Source organism: Paraburkholderia sediminicola (assembly GCF_046027355.1).
GTDB lineage: Bacteria > Pseudomonadota > Gammaproteobacteria > Burkholderiales > Burkholderiaceae > Paraburkholderia > Paraburkholderia sediminicola_B.
On record NZ_JAQQEK010000012.1, the window covers coordinates 190,541 to 208,298 of the forward strand.

Sequence of the window (17,758 nt, forward strand, 5' to 3'; positions counted from 1 at the left end):
CTGCACTTCTTCACCAGCTACTTGCGATAGAGAAAGAACATGGACGTAACCGTAGTGTGGGCCGCGATCATCGCGCTGGGCCTTTTCATGTATGTGGTGCTGGACGGCTTCGATCTGGGCATCGGCATCGTCTTCCCGTTCTTCCCCGATGAGAAGGAACGCGACCTGATGATGAACACCGTCGCGCCGGTGTGGGACGGCAACGAAACCTGGCTGGTGCTCGGCGGCGCCGGTCTCTTCGCGGTGTTTCCCGCGGTCTACTCGACCGTGCTGTCCGCGCTGTATCTGCCGCTGATCTTCATGCTCGTGTGTCTGATCTTTCGCGGCGTGTCGTTCGAGATTCGCGCCAAGGCCAATCGGACGAAGCATCTGTGGGACCTGGCGTTCATCGGCGGCTCGGCGGGCGCGACGTTCTTTCAGGGCATTGCGCTGGGCGCGTTCCTGCAAGGCATTCCCGTGATCGACGGCGCGTATGCCGGCGACGCCTTCGGCTGGCTCACGCCGTTCAGCCTGCTCACCGGTCTCGGACTCGTGGTCACTTATGCGCTGCTCGGCTGCTGCTGGCTGGTGGCGAAGACCGAAGGCGATCTGCAACGCCGCCTGCATCGCGTCGTCTGGCCGCTGACCGTCGTGCTGCTCGGCTTCGTCGCGATGGTCAGCCTGTGGACGCCGCTGCAGGATCCGAATATCGCGCAACGCTGGTTCCACGACGGCCTCTTCTACCGTCTGCTGCCGGTGCCCTTCCTCGTGGCGGTCTCTGCATTCTTCATGCATCGCGCGGTGCGTGAGCGGCATCACAACACGCCGTTCGCGCTCGCACTGCTGCTGGTGCTGCTCGGCTACGCGGGGCTGCTGGTGAGCCTGTGGCCGTATGCGATTCCGTCGAGCATGACGCTCTGGGAAGCGGCCGCGCCGCGCTCGAGCCAGATGTTCACGCTGGCCGGCGCAGCGGTGATTCTGCCGATCATCATCGCCTACACGACGATGGGCTATTGGGTATTTCGCGGCAAGGTGCGTCATGGCGACCAACATCACTATCACTAAGCAGACTAACCCGGACGCGACGCTTGGCGCATCGGCCGCGCCGGCGCGCAAGCTGCCGGGCTGGCTCTGGTTCATCGCGCTGTGGTGCTTCGGCGTGGGCTCGGCGATGTCGCTCGGATTCGCATTCAAGATTCTGATGAATGCGACGTTATTTGCAGTCAAATAGAGACTGCTTCAGCACGCTTCGATCCGGCGCGCATAACCTTCGGAATCCTGCATGGACGCCTTCAAAAAAGGACCGTTCGGCTCGTCTACCAAGCAAGCCGGAACCTATGCGCGAGAGACCTGCCTTAGACATCATGCGGTGCATCGGAGCAGACGGCGATTTAACAAATAAACGGTCACATAAGCGGTTCGCCGGAAGGTGCGCCGCGCCACCGATCAGGCATATGATCGCGGGGTGGGCGGCAATGATGCGATTCACGAGGCTAGAAGTAAAACGAGACCCTATAACGGCGGTAGCCCACATCGGGCAGGCCCGACTCGCGGAGACATCATGAAGTTTCTTGTAGCCGACGACCATGAACTGATCCGGCAAGGCGTCAAAGGCATGCTGCGCGGCCTCGATCCCGACGCCCAGTTCGACGAAGCCGACAACTGGGAGACGCTTGCGCTGCTCGCGCGTCCCGACGCCGATCACGATCTCGCCATCGTCGATTTGCATATGCCGGGCATGAGCGGCGCTTCGTCGCTTGAAGTGCTGTTGAAGGCGAACCCCGCGTTGCCGCTCGTCGTCCTCTCCGCCGAGGAATCGCCCGATGAAATGCGCGCGGTGCTGGCCGCCGGCGCGCTCGGCTTCGTGCCGAAGCGCCAGCCCGCCAGCGTCATGCTCAAGGCGATCGAGCTGGTGCTCTCAGGCGGCGCGTATGTGCCGATGGAAGCCCTCAGCCTGCTGGGTTCGCGCGACACGCAGGCCGCGCCCGCGCGTGCCGAAGCGCTCGCTGATCCGTCGCTGCAACATGCGGCTCCGAGCGGCGCGCACGCACCCAGCCAAGGCGGCGCCACGCTCACGGAACCGCTCACGCAGATCCAGGCTTTGCAGCCGCACCAGCAGCATCTGCTGGAGAATCTGTCGCCGCGTCAGCAGGACATCATGCGGCTCGTGCATCGCGGCTGGACCAATAAGATGATCGCGCGCGAACTGGGCGTCGCGGAAGGCACGGTGAAGGTGCATCTGTCGGTGATCTTCCGGGCGCTCGGCGTGCATAACCGGTCGACGGCGATCGCCGTGATCAACGGCTGGCTGGAAGCTGGGAAAACCCTGTAGCACGAGGCTGGGAACGGCGGCCTTCGCGCCGCCCTGTCGACTAGGTGGGCCTTTACTCTTGCGGTGGGCCTCTCCTTTTCCAGCTCGCCGCTCCTTTCCGGCGCGCCTCTCCTTCTCCAGCTCGCCTCTCCTTTCCGGTACGCCTCTCCTTTCCGGTGCGCCTCTCCTTTCCGGTGCGCCTCTCCTTTCCGGTACGCCTCTACTTTTGCGGTTCGCTTTGCGACTGGGTGCTTTGGGTCTGAGTGCTTTGCGGCTGGCTCTTTGATCCCATTCTCGCGTCCCCTTGCGCCGCGCTCCCGGCAGCCGGCATCGCGCCATTCATCACCCGGCCGCCCGCTTCCTTTCCCACTTCATTTCCCGCTTGATCCGCGCGCAATGCCACTGCGGCGGCCGCCCGCCCCTTGTCCTGCTCGGCCTGCTGCCACAGCATCTCCAGCGTGCGCCGCAAGCGCGCCGGCGTGACCGGCTTATGGAGCACCGGAATTCCCTGCAAGGCGAGCGCCGCCAGTTCCGCCGACGCCATGTCGCCCGTGATCAGCAACGTCACCACGTTATCGTGCCCCGCGCGCGCGAGCACATTGCGCACGGCCGTGAGCGCCTGCGCGCCGGTGCGGTGATTCGCCAACTGGTAATCGCACAGCACGGCGTCCGGCACGAAGCCGCCTTCGAGCGCCGCGAGCGCATCGACCTCGTCGCGCGCGCCGAGCACGCTGCAACCCCAGCGGCCCAGCAGACTGACGAGGCCTTCGAGAATCGACGGATCGTCGTCGATGCACAGCACGTGCCGCCCTTGCGCCGACGGACCGCCGGCTACCGCTTCGTTCAGGCTCGCGACGATGCCGCCGGGGTCGCCCGCCTGCACCAGAAAGCGGAACACCGACCCGCGGCCCGGCGCCGAGCGCAGTTGCAACTCGCCACCGAGCATGCTGACCAGCCGCTTCACCGTCGGCAAGCCGAGGCCGTGACCCTGGCGCGCGTCGCGTTGCGGATTGGCGACCTGATAGAACTCCTCGAAGATGCGCGCGTGCTCCTCCACGGGAATGCCGATGCCGGAGTCGCGCACTTCGATATAACCGCCCGTCTGCCGCCCGGCGCGGCGCAAGCCCAGCCAGATCGCGCCGTCCTCGGTGTAACGCACCGCGTTCGACAGCAGATTGCTCAGCACGCGCTCGAGCAGCACCGGATCGTCGTGCACGACCATCGCGGTCGGCGCGATGCGCAGCGCCAGCCCTTTGGCGGCCGCCTGCGGACGATACTGGCTGCCGACCCGCTCGAACAGTTCGGACAGCCGGAAATGCAGCCGGATCACCTGGGTCACGCCGCTTTCGAGCCGCGCCAGATCGAGCACCTGGTTGAACAACTGGTTCAACGCCTCGACGTTGTAGACGATGTGCTCGGCGGTCTTCGCGTGCTGCACCGGCGTCGCCGTCGTGTCGTTCAGCGAGGCCGCGAGCAGGCCGATAGCATGCAGCGGCTGACGCAAGTCGTGACTGGCGGCCGCGAAAAAGCGCGTCTTGGCGAAGCTCGCCTCTTCGGCCACCCGTTTTTGCGCGGCCAGCGACTCCGCGAGATATTGCTGATCGACGCGCGCCTGCACGACCTGCTGGAACAGCTTGCGATAACTCAACGCATAGACGTTGATCGCGCAGAAGAAAAACGCGAGGACGATAGCGAGAATCGTACGGTCGAACGTGTGCGTGCCGAAGTGCATGACGATCGACGGAAACAGCAGAAATGGAATCGAGGTCGAGAAATTCAGCAGGTCGAAGCCATTCGACATGAACACGCCGGCGGCCAGCGTGACGAGCATGACCGTGTGCAGCAGCGGCAGGTCGGACTGCGGGCTCTGGAACGCGAACCACACGGCGATGCCCGGCCCACTGTAAAGCAGCATGCCGCGCACCGCGTGAAGAATGATCCAGCCGCGCGGCGAGACGAGTTTCGGGTAACGGCGGTTGCAGAGCCAGAGCGCGAGTCCGGCGCAATTGGCCGCGGCATAGAAACCGAAACACGCGATGAACAGCGGCGGCGACGGAATTTTCGGCCAGTAAATCGCCACCAGCACCGCGATCGAAAACCAGTGCGAAAAGAATGCAATCGGATCTTGCGCGTACAACACGCGCACCAGGTCTTCGTCGATGGCACGCTGGATCGGGTCGGCCCGCATCACGCGGTCTCCTGAGACTCGGCAAATTCGGTTATGTGGATCGGAAGCGCGGCGACGCAAGCGGCGCAAACCGCATCGGACACTTCGGATACGGCGTGGCGCTACGTCTGCGATGCAACTGCGAAGCCGCAGTGCGATGCAATGGTCCAATGCAGCCCGTTTCTCTTCAGACGAATAAGATGCACTTTGTCGGATGGTTTACCCGGCAGTTTACCCATCAGCTACCACTTAATCCATATAGGCGAAGCCGCCGCTGGAAACCATACTGGGTTCACATTCCAGCGCGGCCTTAAATCTTCAACATCCACACCCCGCCTGCACTTCAGGCTCACCGCGCTCCTTGCCTTTCCCCTTATGGAGGTTTTCATGGGCGCAGTTCCGAGCCACGAGTTCGTCCGCAATCTCGACGATGCAATCCTGCCGGATTTGTGGCGCCGGCGTACCCGGTTGTCCGGCGACGAAATGGTGTCGATGGTCGAACTGGTCAAGCGGGCCTTGCGGACCTATCACCCGCTCGAACTGCAGGCGCTCGGCGAGGACAAGGAAGAACTGGTCGCCCAGTTCATCTACGCGAAGGTGCTGCGCCTCGCGCCCGGCCATACCGAAACCCACGCCTGCGCCGACAGCGCGCCGTCCAACGGCTACGCACTGTGCGCGTATTTCCGCCGCTACCTGATCGACTGCCTGCGCAGCGCCGGCCATCAGCGCAACGTATCGATGGAAAACGACGGCATGGCGCAGGAAATCGATCTGCACGCGCAAGCGCTGGAAGATCCGGTGGAAAGCGTGCTGCTGCAATACGGCCTCGACGAACAACGCGTGCGGCTCTCGGCGCGCGCCTTTATCGAAAGCCTCGACGAACCGGAGCGTATCGTGCTGGCCGGCAGCCTCGGCTGGTGCTCGGAAGGTAAAGGCGGTCTGTCGGCAGTCGCAGCGCAGCATCGTGTGCCCTCGTATCACTATCGCGCCGTCAAGCTCGGCGTCACCATGAAGAAGACGGCCGGCGCCGAAGATTTTTCCAATACCAAGATCGGCCGCTGGCTCACGGACGTGCTCGGCATCGAGATCGACGTCGACAATCGCCCGGCGATTCTGCTCGCGCTGAACCTGCTCGCCGCCGAATCGAGCGACAGCGAAATGAATGAAGCGGCCGCGTAATAACCCGCGGCCGGGCGCCCTCCGGACCTGGGCACCCCCTCACGACGCCGCGGACGCGGCACGGCCGGTCCGCGCGCCACATACGATGCGCCTTTTTTTGTGAGCGCGCACCGCCTAGGATAAAAAAGCCGTCGCCGCACGCCGTCTTGCTTCCGAAGTCCTGGTTGTCTCTCCCCGCATTCCATTCCAGACGAGGTGGTCGTGATGAACCGCTTATCAAGCGCCGTGACTGCAATCCAGGCGCATTACGACGTGGTTGTGGTGGGTTCCGGCTACGGCGGCGCGATTGCTGCAAGCCGCATGGCGCGTGCCAGGCGCCGGGTGTGCGTGCTCGAACGCGGGCGCGAATTCATGGCCGGGGAATTTCCCCGCACGCCGTTTCAGGGCACCGAGGAGGTGCAATACAACACGGCGCTGGCGCATATCGGCTCACCGCTGGCGCTGCTCGAAGTGCATGTGAACGACGATGTGAACGCGGTAGTCGGCTGCGGTCTCGGCGGCACCTCGCTGATTAACGCGAACGTCGCGCTCGAAGCCGATCCGCGCCTGTGGGACGACCCACGTTGGCCGGCCGCGTTGCGCGCCGACAAGGCGGGCCGGGACAAAGGCTATGCGCTTGCGCGTGCGATGCTGCAACCGTCGCCGGTGCCCGAGAGCTATCCGACACTGCCGAAACTGCAGGCACTCGAACTGTCGGCGCAGGCGCTCGGCATGAAAGACCAGTTCTCGCGCCCGGACATCACCGTCACCTTCGAGGACCGCACGAATGCCGCGGGCGTCGAGCAGAAGGCTTGCGTTGGCTGCGGCGACTGCAATTCCGGCTGCAATTACGACGCGAAGAATTCGACGCACATGAACTATCTGCCCGACGCCGTCGCGCACGGTGCGCAGATTTTCACGGGTACCGCCGTTCATTCGGTCCTGCGCGACGCCGCCACGCAGAAATGGGTCGTGGGTTACCAGTTGGTGAGCCTCGGCCGCGAAAGCTTTGGCGCGCCCGATCTGTTCGTGAGCACCGATATCGTCATCGTGTCGGCCGGCACGATCGGCTCGACCGCGTTGCTGTTGCGCTCACGCAAGCAGGGGTTGAGCGTCTCCGGCATGCTCGGCAAGCACTTCACCGGCAATGGCGACGTGCTCGCCTTCGCCTACAACACCGAGCCGGTGATCAATGGCGTCGGCTGGGGCGCGCACGAGAAGGGCGAGATTCCTCCGGTCGGGCCGACCATTACCGGCCTCATCGATCATCGCAACACCGCCAACGTCAGAGACGGCTACGTGATCGAAGAAGGCTCGCTTGCCGGATCGGTGGGCGCGGCGCTGGTCGGCCTGCTCGGCGCCGTCGCGCCGATCGAAGGCGTGGATGTCGCGCCGCGCTCTTTCGAGGAACAACTTGCTTACGACGCCCGCGTGGCCACCAGCTTTCTGCGCGGCCCGTATCACGGCGCGCTCCATCACACCCAAAGCTACCTCGTCATGGCGCATGACGACGAAAACGGCGAGATCGACGTGGACGACAAAGGCCAGCCGCGCATCGTGTGGGAGAACGCCGGCAAGCAGCCGATCTTCCTGGCGGTCGAAGAAGTGCTCAAGCAGGCGACCGTGCCGCTCGGCGGCAAATACATGCGCAATCCGATTTCCACCGATATTCTCGGCAACCGCACCGTCACCGTGCATCCGCTCGGCGGCTGCGGCATGGGCGAGGACGCCGAGCACGGCGTGGTCGACCACATGGGCCGCGTGTTCAGCGGCGCCACGGGCAACGCGGTGCACGAGGGCCTGTATGTGATGGACGGCGCCGTCATGCCGATGTCGCTCGGCGTCAATCCGCTGCTGACGATTTCCGCGCTGGCCGAACGCAATTGCGAGCTGCTGGTGGCCACGCATCCGCTGAACGCCGCGCCGGCTGAAGGCGCGGCCGCCACGCCGAGCTTGCCGCCTGCGCCGACGCCGCAGGCCGCGTCCTCGTCCCTGACGCCGTCCTCGCCGCAGAAGATCGGCCTGCATTTCACCGAAACGATGATCGGCACCTATACGCCGATCGTGGCGGGCGAAGCGGCCACGAGCCCGATGGAGTTCACGCTGACCGTCGAATCGGAAGATCTCGCCGACATGATCAGCAATCCGCAGCATCTGGCGCAGACGGCCGGCACGCTGACCTGCCCCGCGCTCTCCGCGCAGCCGATGACGATCTCCGACGGCACCTTCAGTCTGTTCGTGGTCAACGAGTCGGACGTCGACGAGCGCAACATGAATTACCGCATGACGCTCAACGCCACTGAAGGCAAGACGTACTTCCTGAACGGCAAGAAGATCATCACGCGCACTTCGCCGGTCAATCTGTGGGAGCAGACCAACACGCTCTACGCGGAGGTTCGCGAGTCGGCGCAAGCCGATGCGCCGCTGCTCGGCAAGGCGACGCTGATCATCACGCCCGAGAATTTCCTCAAGCAGCAACGCACGCTCGAAGTCACCCACGCGCCCGATCTGAAGACGCGTCTCGAATGGACCCTGAAGTTCGGCAAGTTTTTCGCGGGCGTGCTGTTTACCGAATACGGCGGCGTGGCCGCGCCCTTGCAGTATTTCGACCCGAAAGCGGAGCCGCGTCTGAAGCGTGCGTTGCGCGCGCCGGCGCCGCAAATCGTCTTCTTCGATACGCCCGATGGCACCAAGCTCAGGCTCACCCGCTATCACGACCCCGCGCGCCAAGCGGCGCGCCCGGTGTTGCTGATTCACGGTTCGGGCGTATCGAGCCGCATCTACTCCACCGACCTGATCGCGACCAACATGGTCGAGTATCTTTACGCGGCGGGCTATGACGTGTGGCTCGTGGATCTGCGCGTCAGCATCGAAATGCCGAGCGTCTTCGTGCCGACCAACGTCGATAAGGTGGCACGCGAGGACATTCCGTCGGCAGTCGCCAAAATCCGCGAGCTGACCGGCGCACCGGAGATTCAGGCGCTCGGGCACTGCATGGGCGGCGTGGCGCTGACCATGTCGCTGCTGTATGGACTCGAGGGCGTGCGCTCGGTGTTCATTTCGCAGGTATCGGCGCATCCGGTGCCGGGCACGCTGGAGAAGATCAAGGCCGGCCTGCATATTCCAGACTTCATGGAACATCTTGGCCTGCTCGACGTGACCGCCTATACGGAACACAAGTCGTGGCCGCAGAACCTGCTCGATGAAGCGCTCAAGTTCTACCCGCTCAATCACAAGGAAGGTTGCGGCAATCCGATCTGCCATCGCGCGACCTTCCTGTATGGCCTGCTCTACGAACATGAGCAGTTGAACCAGACGCTTCACTCGAACCTGCAGGAAATCCTCGGTGTGCACGACGTCGGCGTATTCAAGCATCTGGCCGCGATGGTGAGAGCACACAAGGTGGTCGATGCCGAAGGCAAGGATGTCTATCTAACCGGCGCGGACGGTATGAAAGGACTGGAGGGCATGCGCCGGCCGATCGGGTTCATCCACGGCGATAAAAACGAAACCTATCTGCCTATCAGCACGCAGCGCACGTACGAGATGCTGGTCGAGCATTTCCCCGAGCAACCTTACGAGCGGACCATCATTCCCGGCTATGGACACATCGACTGCATCTTCGGGAAGAATGCCGCCGTGGATGTCTATCCGGTGATCGTGAAGTATCTGGACGCGCATTGAGGTAGCGCGTTGGCGGTACCTGAAAGGCGCGCGCGAGCCTCGCGCGCCTTCCTTCCTTTCGTCTCGCTCACACGCCGGGTTTCAATAGCATTCGGCGGGTTCTCGTTTGGCCGCCGTTCATGTATGGTCTATAACCTGCCACGCCATCGCGCACGTTAGACCTTCAATGCTTACGCCAATGAAAACCTTGCTTCTGTCCGTGTTGACTGCCGGCTTGCTGGGCAGCACGGTTGCCGCCTCGCCTGTGCAGGCGGCGGAGCTTCATGTCATGAGTTCGGGTGGCTTCACCGCCGCCTATAAACTGCTCGGTCCCAAGTTCACGGCGTCGACGGGCAATACGCTCGACACCATACTCGGGCCGTCGATGGGTCAAGCGCCGGAAGCCATTCCGAAGCGCCTCGAACGCGGCGAACACGCGGACGTGGTCATCATGGTCGGCTACGCGCTTGACGATCTGATCAAGCAAGGCAAAGTAATGCCCGGCTCGCGCGTCGAGCTGGCGGACTCGCGCATCGGCATGGCCGTGCGCGACGGTGCGCCGAAGCCGGACATCGGCTCAGTCGATGCGCTGAAAGAGACGTTGCTGCACACGAAATCCATCGCTTACTCGGACAGCGCCAGCGGCGTCTATATCGAGCGCGAGCTCTTCAAGCGGCTCGGCATCGAAGATCAGATCAAGGCCAAGGCGAAGATGGTGCCGAAAATCCCGGTCGCCTCGGTCGTGGCCAATGGCGATTACGAAGTGGGATTCCAGCAGGTCAGTGAATTGCTGCCGGTCGCGGGCGCCAGCTTCGTCGGCAAGATTCCGGAGTCGGTGCAATCGGTCACGCGCTATGCCGCGGGGATTCCGGTCGGCGCACAGCATCCGGAAGAAGCGAAAGCGCTACTCGACTACCTCGCCTCGCCCGACGCTCAAGCCGCGGTCAGATCGACCGGGCTGGATTCCGTCGCCGCGCATTGAAGCTTGTGGTGGCGTAGCGCGATCAGAACAGCTTGCCCGGATTCAGAATGCCGTGCGGGTCGAGCGCATGTTTGATTGCGGCCATCGCCGCCAGCTCCGCCGGCGAGCGCGAAATCGGCAAGAACTCGCGCTTGAGCAAACCTATGCCGTGTTCCGCCGACACCGAACCGTGCAACGGTCCGAGCATGTCATAGACGAACGCGTACACCGCATGATGATCGACGCCAGGAATCGAATGGCCGTCCACGGTGACATGCAGATTCGAATCGCCGATGTGCCCGAAGAAATACGACGCGTTGCCCGGCCAGCGCTGATCGAGCGCCGCGCGACAGCGGTCAACGAAGACGCCGATCTCGCCGATCGGCAGGCTCACGTCGAAATTGATCGCGTCGAGCCGTACCGGAAATTCCGCGGTGCATTCGCGAATCGCCCATAGCGCGCGCACGTCGGCCACCGACTGCGCGATCACCGCGTCGCGGATCGCGCCCGCGTCGAGCGCTTCGGTCAGCGCGGCGGAGAAACGTTCGCCGTCGTCGGCCGAATCGAAGCTGGCGTGTTCGATCAGTGCATAGAGCGGATGCGCGTCGGCGAACGGCGAGCGCGTGCCCGTCAGCTTCACGCCGAAGTCATAGAAGTCCGGCCACATGATTTCGAACGCGCCGATATCGTTGCCGAAGCGCGTCGACAAACGGCGCAGCAGACTCACGGCGGCGTCGTAGCCGTCGAGCGCGACCAGCGCCGTATGGCGCGCGGCGCGCTGCGGATGCAGTCGCAGCACCGCGCGCGTGATCACGCCGAGCGTGCCCTCCGAGCCGATGAACCAGTGCTTCAGGTCATAGCCGGTGTTGTTCTTGACCATCTTGCCGAGCGACGTGAGCACGTCGCCATTGGCCAGCACGACCTCGAGACCGAGCACCTGGTCGCGCGCGGTGCCCGACTGGATCACCCGGTTGCCGCCCGCGTTGGTCGCGAGATTGCCGCCGATCTGGCAGGAACCGCGCGCGCCGAGATCGAGCGCGAGTTCGAAGCCGGCTTCAGCGGCGGCTTCCTGCGCGGTTTGCAACGTAGTGCCGGCGCGCACGGTCAGCGTGGCCGACGCGGTATCCACTTCTTCGACGCCGTCCAACCGTTCGAGCGACAGCGCAATATCCGTGGCGCGCGCAATCGCGCCGCCCGCGAGGCCGGTCATGCCGCCCTGCGGCACCACCGGCTGATGAGCCGCGTGGCAAATAGCGAGCGCGCGCGACACCTGTTCCGTGGTGCGCGGCAGCAGCAAGGCGGCGGGTCGCGTCGGTTCGTGACGCGTCCAGTCGGTCATGGCGCGTTCGCCGATCTGCTCGCCCACGCGTACCCCGTCTTCACCGAGCGCGGCGCGCAGCGCGTCGAGCGTCGCCGAAAGCGGCGCTGCGTGATTCGCCGTCGTGTTATCTGTCATGCAGTGGTTCCTTGCGCGCCTTCAACGGCGCGTTTCTTCCGATAGCCCATCGAGTCGTTGATACGCCCGAGGATATAGTCGCCCGCGGCGACCGGCTGATACTTGAGATCGGCGTCGCTCGTGCCGAGATCGCGCGGATCGACCAGCGCGCCGTAAGTCGGATCATAAAACGTCGCGATCGAATAGCGCTCGCGTCCCGACGTGTTGATCACACGATGCAAGGTGGAGCGGAAGCGGTCGTTGGTCCAGCGCGCGAGCAGATCGCCGACGTTGACCACGAAGCTGCCGTCGACCGGCGGCGCATCCACCCACGTATCGTTGGCGATTTCGCGCACCTGCAGGCCGCCCACCTGATCCTGCCACAACAGCGTGATGCAGCCGTAGTCGGTATGCGGCGCGACGCCGAACTGATCGTCGTCCGATTGGGGCGGCTGCGGCGGATAGTAGACCATCTGCGTGCGCTGCATCCGCTTCGTGTAGCGCGGCGCGAAGAAGTGCTCATCGACGCCGAGGCTTTCCGCCACCGCGCGCAGCAGATCGGCGCCGCATGCGGCGACCGCCTCGTAGTAGCCATACAGCGCGGGACGCAACTCCGGCATGAAGTCCGGCCAGTTGTTCGGTCCGCGCAGCGCCTGGCCGGCCAGCACGTCGGGATCGTCCTCCGGCAGCTCGAGGCCGATGCTGAAGAACTCCTTGTAGTCCGGACGTTTGGCCTGGTACATGGTCGCATCGCCGAGCGCATTGAAGCCGCGATGCCGCTGATTCACCGCGGCGCGCCGCTTGGTCTCCACCGGAAACGCGAAGAAGTTGCGCGCGGCCAGCGCGGCGGCATCGATCGACGCTTGCGGCACACCGTGATTGATGATGTAGAAGAAGCCGATCGTCGTGCACGCTTCACGGATTTCCTGTGCCACGCGCTGTAAAGCCTGCGGGTCGCCCGCGCGAACGCCGGCGAGATCGATGATCGGAATGCGGGTCACGGGCATCGCGCTGCTCCTGAGGGTGCGGCTGAATCGGCTGATGAAAGTGGCGCTCGAATCGTCTGTGGGAAGACGCATTCGCGCCTCATGCATTGCAGTTGTATATACCGCCAAAAGCGCACCCGCAAGTTGCTTCGCAGCGCTTCGCATAAGGGCTTTTCTCTACTCGCGTGTTTATTTATTTCGCGCGAAAACTGCGGTATATACTGCCTCGCATGACTCGCGCCGAATCCGTTTCGTGCACCACTTGCGCGCGACACCGCTTTGCCAACCGGAGAATCCCATGAGCATCCTTGCAGGCTGGAAGTGTCGTTTGGTCATGCTGGCGTTGTGCGCGGCAAGCGTCACCGCCCACGCGGAAGACCAGCTCGCCAAAGTGAAGAAAGCCGGCGAACTGGTGGTCGGCACCGAGATGCAGTTCGCGCCCTTCGACTTCCTCGAGAACGGTCAGCAAGCGGGCTTCAACAAGGATCTGTTCGCCGAGGTCGGCAAGGAAATGGGCGTGAAGGTGCGCTTTATCGACTTGCCGTGGCCGAGCGTGCTGCCGGGTCTCGAAGCCGGCAAGTTCGACATGGTGGGCGGCCCGCTCACCGTCACCAAGGCGCGCATGGAGCGCTACACGTACACGCTGCCGATCGCGGACGCCACCGACGCGCTGCTCAAACGCGCGAACGATTCGTCCGTCAAGCAATCGTCGGATATCGCGGGCAAGACGGTCGGCGCGGGCAAGGGCTCAGCGCAGCTCGATCAGTTGAAGGCCTACGTCGCCACGTTGCCGAAGCCGCCTGAAATCCGCGAATACGTCGACAACAATCAGGCTTACGCCGATCTTGCCGCCGGCCGGATCGCGGCGGTCGCGAACTCCATGACCAACATCGCGTACGTGGCCAAGCAGCGCCCGGAAACGTTCGCGGTGGTGCAGCCGCCGTTCGGCGCGAAGGTGTACTTCGCCTACTGCCTGCGTAAAGATGCGGACAGCAAACCGCTCGCCGATGCCTTCAACGCCGCGCTCGTGAAAATGCATAACGACGGACGTCTCGCCGCCTTGCAGAAAAAATGGTTCGGCGTCGCGATGGATGCACCGACAACCATGCCCGCGCCGAACTATTGAGCGACTGATGTTGCACGTGTCTTGATGCACGCGATGCCGCCTTTGCAACGAGCCGCATCGCCCTCCCCGTTCCAGCGAGTGCGACGCTTATGTTCAGCACGACCGTCTTCCTCCAGGGCTTGCCACTGCTACTGCATGCGGCGCTCGCCACCATCGGCATTTCGCTGACGGGTCTCCTGATCGGTTTCTTCGTCGCGATCGGCGTGTGCGCGGCACGGCTCTCGCCGGACCGCGCGGCACGCGTGTTCGGCGGCGCCTATGTGTTCTTCTTTCGCGGCGTGCCGATGCTGGTGCAGTTGCTGCTCGTGTATTACCTGTTGCCGTTCGCGGGCATCAACGTGTCGCCGATCGTGGCGGCGCTCAGCGCTGTGTCGCTGTGCTCCGCGTCGTATATCGCCGAAATATTGCGCGGCGGTTTTCTCAGCGTTCCACCGGGCCATCTCGAAGCCGCGCGCATGCTCGGGCTTTCGCCGTTCGACATGCTGCGCCGCATTCTCGTGCCGCAAGCGTTCCGTTTGACGCTGCCCTCGCTCGTCAATGAAATGGTGCTGTTGATCAAGGCTTCGTCGCTGATCTCGGTGGTGGGCGTGGCCGAGTTGACGCGCACCGCGCAGAACATCGCGGCCAGCACCTATCGGCCGCTCGAAGCGTACGTCGCGGCCGGGCTGATCTACTTCGTGATCTGCGGTGCGCTCGCGCTCGTCGCGCACGCCGCCGAATACCGCTTGCAGCACGCCTGAGTTCGACATCGACACCACGCCATGCAAAAGCTCGATCCCACCGTCATCACCCACAACCTGCAGCCGATCGCCGCGGGGCTCGCCACCACGCTCGGCACCTGGGCCGCGGGCGTCGCGATCGGTATCCTGATCGGCTTTCTGATTGCCGTGCTGCAACTCTTTTGCGGACGCTGGGTGCGCGGCATATTGCGCTTCTATATCGAACTGTTTCGCGGCACGCCGTTTCTCGTGCAACTCTTTTTGCTGTATTACGGTGGACCGTCCTTCGGTCTCACGCTCGAACCGATGACCGCCGGCGTGCTCGGTCTGGGACTTTACGGCAGCGCGTATTTCGCCGAAGCCTTTCGCTCCGGCTTTCAATCCGTGCCGCCGGGTCATCTGGAAGCGGCGTCGTGTCTTGGCCTCACGCGCTGGCAGGCGGTCGTGCGGATTCAGGTGCCGCAAATGCTCGTGCTGATCGTGCCCGCGCTGACCAATCTGATCATCGTGCTGAGCAAGGAAACGGCCGTCTTGTCCATCGTCACCGTGCCCGAACTCACGTTCGTGCTGACCGGCATCGGCTCGGCCACCTTTGCTTTCGTCGAAACGCTGCTGGTGCTGTGCGTGTGCTATCTCGCGCTGGTCGAGCTGACTTCGCGGGCGGGCATGTGGGCCGAGGCCCGCATCGCGCGCTTCATGGCATGAACGGAAACGGGACCCTCTTATGAACGCCATCGCCGACATGCCCTCCTCCGCGTCCACTGCTACCGTCGGCCCCTCGGCCGCCGCGCCGCTGATCGAAGTGCGCGATTTGCGCAAACGCTTCGGTGAAGTCGAAGTGCTGCGCGGCGTCGATCTCGAGATCGCGCGCTCGGAAGTGGTGTGCATCATCGGGCCATCGGGCTCGGGCAAAAGCACGCTGCTGCGCTGCCTCGCCGCGCTCGAAACCTACGATCACGGCGACGTGCGCATCGAAGGCGAACTGCTCGGCTACAGCGAGCGCAACGGCAAACGCGTGCGCGCGTCGCAAGGCGAAATCAACCGCGTGCGGCGCAACGTCGGCATGGTGTTTCAGCAGTTCAATCTGTGGCCGCACATGACAGCGCTCGGCAACGTGATGGAATCGCTGCTGCGCGTACGGCATCTATCACGCGATGAAGCGCGCCGCCGCGCCAACGCGATGCTCGAAACAGTCGGCCTCGCGCATAAAGGCGACGCGTATCCGGCCAAGCTCTCGGGCGGCCAGCAACAGCGCGTGGCGATTGCGCGAGCGCTCGCCATGGAGCCGCACATCATGCTGTTCGACGAGCCCACCTCGGCGCTCGATCCGGAACTGGTCGGCGAAGTGCTGCAAGTGATGAAGCAACTCGCACGCGACGGCATGACGATGGCGGTGGTCACGCACGAAATGGGCTTTGCCGCGCAGGTCGCGGACAAGGTCATGTTCATCGACCAGGGCCGCATCGCCGTGCAAGGTAATCCACGCGATGTCTTTCACGATGCCGGACAGCCGCGCTTGCGGCAATTCCTGCAAAACTACTTCGACCGCAACGCGTTCTGGACGCGCGGTCCCGACGACGCGCAGCCGCTATGAAAGCGCGCCGAATTCCGCCTGCCTCACGCGGCCACTGACGCAAAGGCCGCCGATGTCCTCCACCGTTCGCAGCCGCACTCACGACAAGCCGCCTTCCGCGTCGGCGCTGAAAGCCGCGCGCGCCGCGGCCGACGCGCCGGCCGCGCGCTACGAACAGGTCAAGAGCCACATCCGTCACATCATCGAATCGGGCGAGCGCCGCGCGGGCGACCGTCTGCCGTCCGAACTCGATCTGGTTGCGACGCTCGGCGTGTCGCGCATGACGGTCAATCGCGCGCTGCGTGAGCTTGCCGAAGAGGGACTGGTGACGCGCGTCTCGGGTGTCGGCACCTTTGTCGCGCAAAGCAAGCCGCAATCGACGCTGCTGATGATCGCCCATATCGGCGACGAGATCCGCTCGCGGGGCCACGAATATCGCTGCGACACGGTCCTGTCGCAACGCGAAACGGCGTCCGTGATGGTGTCGAACGCGTTGGGGCTCGCGCCGGGTGCTTCGGTATTTCATGTGATCTGCGTGCATCGGGAAAACGGCTTGCCGGTGCAGCTCGAGGATCGCTATGTGAATCCGGCTATCGCTCCGGATTTTCTGCTGCAGGACTTTTCCGCGGTGAGGCCGTCGGAATATCTGTTCGAGATCGTGCCGGCGCACGACGTCGAGCATGTGGTCGACGCCGGCCTGCCCACGCGCGCCGAAGCCGAACTGCTCGAAATTCGCGCGGAAGAACCGTGCCTCACGCTGATGCGCCGCACGTGGACGAGCGGCGTGGCGGTCACGTTCGCGCGCTTCGTGCACCCTGGCTCGCGTTACCGGCTAGGCTGCCGCTTCTCGCCGGATCTGTCGCAACGCCAGGGTTGAAAACGCGGCTCGCGTTGTACTGCGTTAGACGTTGCCTGCGAGATGAAACCGCGACGCCGGGTGCCACAACTGCACCGACGTCGCCACGTCATCACCCACCCACGTACGGCGCCAGAGTTGCAGGCACGGCTCGCCGATATCCATCAGCAGATGCCGGCGCACATAGGCGTCAGGCTTCTGCGCATAGATGCGAAACTCGGCGCGCTGAATCGGCGCGAGCCGCACCATGTAGTGATTCGGCGTCTCGATCGTGAAGTCCTGCTCCAGATAATCGGGGAACACCTTCGGGTTGACGTAGCGGTCCTCGTACTGGATCGGCTCGCCCTCCTCGCTGTGCACGATGCACGAGTGAAAGGCCGGCCCGCTGGCGAGACCGAGCGCTTCGAGCGCCTGCGGATCGTCGCTCGGCTCGAGCGTCAGCACACGCGCCGAATGGCGGTGACCGCGCGCGGCGATTTCGTCGGCGATATTGCGGATTTCCAGCACCGTCGATTCGTAGCGCTGCGGCGCGACGAACGTGCCGGAGCCTTGCACACGCGTGAGCACGCGCTCGGTGGTCAATTCGCGCAGCGCGCGCGACACCGTCATGCGCGCGACGCCGAATTCCTTCACCAGTTCTGTTTCGGAAGGGATCAACCCGCCGGGCTTCCAGTCCCCTTCACTGATACGCCTGATCACGTAGCGTTTGATCTGCTCATAGGCAGGCATGGCTTTCGCGGGTGTCTCCTGGCCGCGATCAGGGCGGTCCTGTGTCTCTGCGGTTCGCGCGTTTGTAGTTGTGTTCACTCCGACCTCGTGGGTGG

The 17,758-nt window shown here is 63.9% G+C and carries 15 protein-coding genes; 11 read left to right on the forward strand and 4 right to left on the reverse strand.

Annotation, left to right across the window (positions count from 1 at the left end; translation table 11 throughout):
- The first annotated feature begins 39 nt into the window (after positions 1-39).
- The 3 genes from cydB to PQR42_RS21735 all read left to right on the forward strand — a co-directional run bounded on the left by cydB (position 40) and on the right by PQR42_RS21735 (position 2,311).
- Positions 40-1,044, forward strand: coding sequence for a cytochrome d ubiquinol oxidase subunit II (gene cydB / locus PQR42_RS21725; RefSeq protein ID WP_408387948.1), 1,005 nt, complete (start codon positions 40-42; stop codon positions 1,042-1,044).
- On the forward strand, positions 1,019-1,210 hold the full coding sequence (locus PQR42_RS21730) for a hypothetical protein (protein WP_408206052.1): 192 nt from the start codon (positions 1,019-1,021) through the stop codon (positions 1,208-1,210). Before cydB ends, PQR42_RS21730 begins: the two co-directional genes overlap by 26 nt.
- Positions 1,211-1,540: 330 nt before the next feature.
- On the forward strand, positions 1,541-2,311 hold the full coding sequence (locus PQR42_RS21735) for a response regulator (protein ID WP_408206054.1): 771 nt from the start codon (positions 1,541-1,543) through the stop codon (positions 2,309-2,311).
- 199 nt (positions 2,312-2,510) lie between these two features.
- Here PQR42_RS21735 and PQR42_RS21740 read toward each other — a convergent pair whose 3' ends face one another.
- Positions 2,511-4,478 (reverse strand): ATP-binding response regulator, encoded by a 1,968-nt coding sequence (locus PQR42_RS21740; RefSeq protein ID WP_408387946.1) that lies wholly within the window; start codon positions 4,476-4,478, stop codon positions 2,511-2,513.
- A 366-nt stretch (positions 4,479-4,844) separates the two neighbouring features.
- On the opposite strand from PQR42_RS21740, the gene PQR42_RS21745 reads away from it, so the two are divergent.
- From PQR42_RS21745 to PQR42_RS21755, 3 genes are all read left to right on the forward strand, one after another.
- Positions 4,845-5,636 carry a hypothetical protein gene (locus PQR42_RS21745; protein ID WP_408206058.1) on the forward strand — a complete coding sequence of 264 codons (792 nt, stop codon included), beginning with the start codon at positions 4,845-4,847 and terminating at the stop codon, positions 5,634-5,636.
- A 204-nt stretch (positions 5,637-5,840) separates the two neighbouring features.
- A complete protein-coding gene (locus PQR42_RS21750) occupies positions 5,841-9,299 on the forward strand; it encodes an alpha/beta fold hydrolase (protein WP_408387944.1) in 3,459 nt (1,152 codons plus the stop codon).
- Between the two features lie 178 nt (positions 9,300-9,477).
- Positions 9,478-10,260 carry a substrate-binding domain-containing protein gene (locus PQR42_RS21755; RefSeq protein ID WP_408387942.1) on the forward strand — a complete coding sequence of 261 codons (783 nt, stop codon included), beginning with the start codon at positions 9,478-9,480 and terminating at the stop codon, positions 10,258-10,260.
- 22 nt (positions 10,261-10,282) lie between these two features.
- Here PQR42_RS21755 and PQR42_RS21760 read toward each other — a convergent pair whose 3' ends face one another.
- Both PQR42_RS21760 and PQR42_RS21765 read right to left on the reverse strand, forming a co-directional pair.
- Positions 10,283-11,695: an FAD-binding oxidoreductase gene (locus PQR42_RS21760; protein WP_408387940.1), complete on the reverse strand. Its 1,413-nt coding sequence runs from the start codon at positions 11,693-11,695 to the stop codon at positions 10,283-10,285.
- Positions 11,692-12,681 (reverse strand): isopenicillin N synthase family dioxygenase, encoded by a 990-nt coding sequence (locus PQR42_RS21765; protein ID WP_408388076.1) that lies wholly within the window; start codon positions 12,679-12,681, stop codon positions 11,692-11,694. Before PQR42_RS21765 ends, PQR42_RS21760 begins: the two co-directional genes overlap by 4 nt.
- Positions 12,682-12,958: 277 nt before the next feature.
- Here PQR42_RS21765 and PQR42_RS21770 point away from each other — a divergent pair, with 277 nt between their 5' ends.
- From PQR42_RS21770 to hutC (PQR42_RS21790), 5 genes are all read left to right on the forward strand, one after another.
- Positions 12,959-13,786 carry a transporter substrate-binding domain-containing protein gene (locus PQR42_RS21770; protein WP_408206066.1) on the forward strand — a complete coding sequence of 276 codons (828 nt, stop codon included), beginning with the start codon at positions 12,959-12,961 and terminating at the stop codon, positions 13,784-13,786.
- Positions 13,787-13,875: 89 nt separating this feature from the next.
- Positions 13,876-14,526 carry an amino acid ABC transporter permease gene (locus tag PQR42_RS21775; RefSeq protein ID WP_408387938.1) on the forward strand — a complete coding sequence of 217 codons (651 nt, stop codon included), beginning with the start codon at positions 13,876-13,878 and terminating at the stop codon, positions 14,524-14,526.
- A gap of 21 nt (positions 14,527-14,547) precedes the next feature.
- Positions 14,548-15,210 carry an amino acid ABC transporter permease gene (locus tag PQR42_RS21780; protein ID WP_132382801.1) on the forward strand — a complete coding sequence of 221 codons (663 nt, stop codon included), beginning with the start codon at positions 14,548-14,550 and terminating at the stop codon, positions 15,208-15,210.
- A 19-nt stretch (positions 15,211-15,229) separates the two neighbouring features.
- The gene (locus PQR42_RS21785; RefSeq protein WP_408206071.1) at positions 15,230-16,099 is read left to right on the forward strand and encodes an amino acid ABC transporter ATP-binding protein; all 870 of its coding nucleotides are present in this window, start codon (positions 15,230-15,232) and stop codon (positions 16,097-16,099) included.
- A 52-nt stretch (positions 16,100-16,151) separates the two neighbouring features.
- A complete protein-coding gene (hutC, locus tag PQR42_RS21790) occupies positions 16,152-16,955 on the forward strand; it encodes a histidine utilization transcriptional repressor HutC (RefSeq protein WP_408387936.1) in 804 nt (267 codons plus the stop codon).
- 24 nt (positions 16,956-16,979) lie between these two features.
- On the opposite strand, the gene hutC (PQR42_RS21795) is transcribed toward hutC (PQR42_RS21790), so the two are convergent.
- Positions 16,980-17,741 carry a histidine utilization transcriptional repressor HutC gene (hutC, locus tag PQR42_RS21795; protein ID WP_408206075.1) on the reverse strand — a complete coding sequence of 254 codons (762 nt, stop codon included), beginning with the start codon at positions 17,739-17,741 and terminating at the stop codon, positions 16,980-16,982.
- Positions 17,742-17,758 lie beyond the last annotated feature (17 nt).

What these genes read in the sequence shown, in the direction of transcription:
- cydB (WP_408387948.1), top strand. Translation starts at nt 40, where the DNA reads ATGGACGTAACCGTAGTGTGGGCCGCGATCATCGCGCTGGGCCTTTTC.
- PQR42_RS21730 (WP_408206052.1), top strand. Translation starts at nt 1,019, where the DNA reads ATGGCGACCAACATCACTATCACTAAGCAGACTAACCCGGACGCGACG.
- PQR42_RS21735 (WP_408206054.1), top strand. Translation starts at nt 1,541, where the DNA reads ATGAAGTTTCTTGTAGCCGACGACCATGAACTGATCCGGCAAGGCGTC.
- PQR42_RS21740 (WP_408387946.1), bottom strand. Translation starts at nt 4,478, where the DNA reads ATGCGGGCCGACCCGATCCAGCGTGCCATCGACGAAGACCTGGTGCGC.
- PQR42_RS21745 (WP_408206058.1), top strand. Translation starts at nt 4,845, where the DNA reads ATGGGCGCAGTTCCGAGCCACGAGTTCGTCCGCAATCTCGACGATGCA.
- PQR42_RS21750 (WP_408387944.1), top strand. Translation starts at nt 5,841, where the DNA reads ATGAACCGCTTATCAAGCGCCGTGACTGCAATCCAGGCGCATTACGAC.
- PQR42_RS21755 (WP_408387942.1), top strand. Translation starts at nt 9,478, where the DNA reads ATGAAAACCTTGCTTCTGTCCGTGTTGACTGCCGGCTTGCTGGGCAGC.
- PQR42_RS21760 (WP_408387940.1), bottom strand. Translation starts at nt 11,695, where the DNA reads ATGACAGATAACACGACGGCGAATCACGCAGCGCCGCTTTCGGCGACG.
- PQR42_RS21765 (WP_408388076.1), bottom strand. Translation starts at nt 12,681, where the DNA reads ATGCCCGTGACCCGCATTCCGATCATCGATCTCGCCGGCGTTCGCGCG.
- PQR42_RS21770 (WP_408206066.1), top strand. Translation starts at nt 12,959, where the DNA reads ATGAGCATCCTTGCAGGCTGGAAGTGTCGTTTGGTCATGCTGGCGTTG.
- PQR42_RS21775 (WP_408387938.1), top strand. Translation starts at nt 13,876, where the DNA reads ATGTTCAGCACGACCGTCTTCCTCCAGGGCTTGCCACTGCTACTGCAT.
- PQR42_RS21780 (WP_132382801.1), top strand. Translation starts at nt 14,548, where the DNA reads ATGCAAAAGCTCGATCCCACCGTCATCACCCACAACCTGCAGCCGATC.
- PQR42_RS21785 (WP_408206071.1), top strand. Translation starts at nt 15,230, where the DNA reads ATGAACGCCATCGCCGACATGCCCTCCTCCGCGTCCACTGCTACCGTC.
- hutC (WP_408387936.1), top strand. Translation starts at nt 16,152, where the DNA reads ATGTCCTCCACCGTTCGCAGCCGCACTCACGACAAGCCGCCTTCCGCG.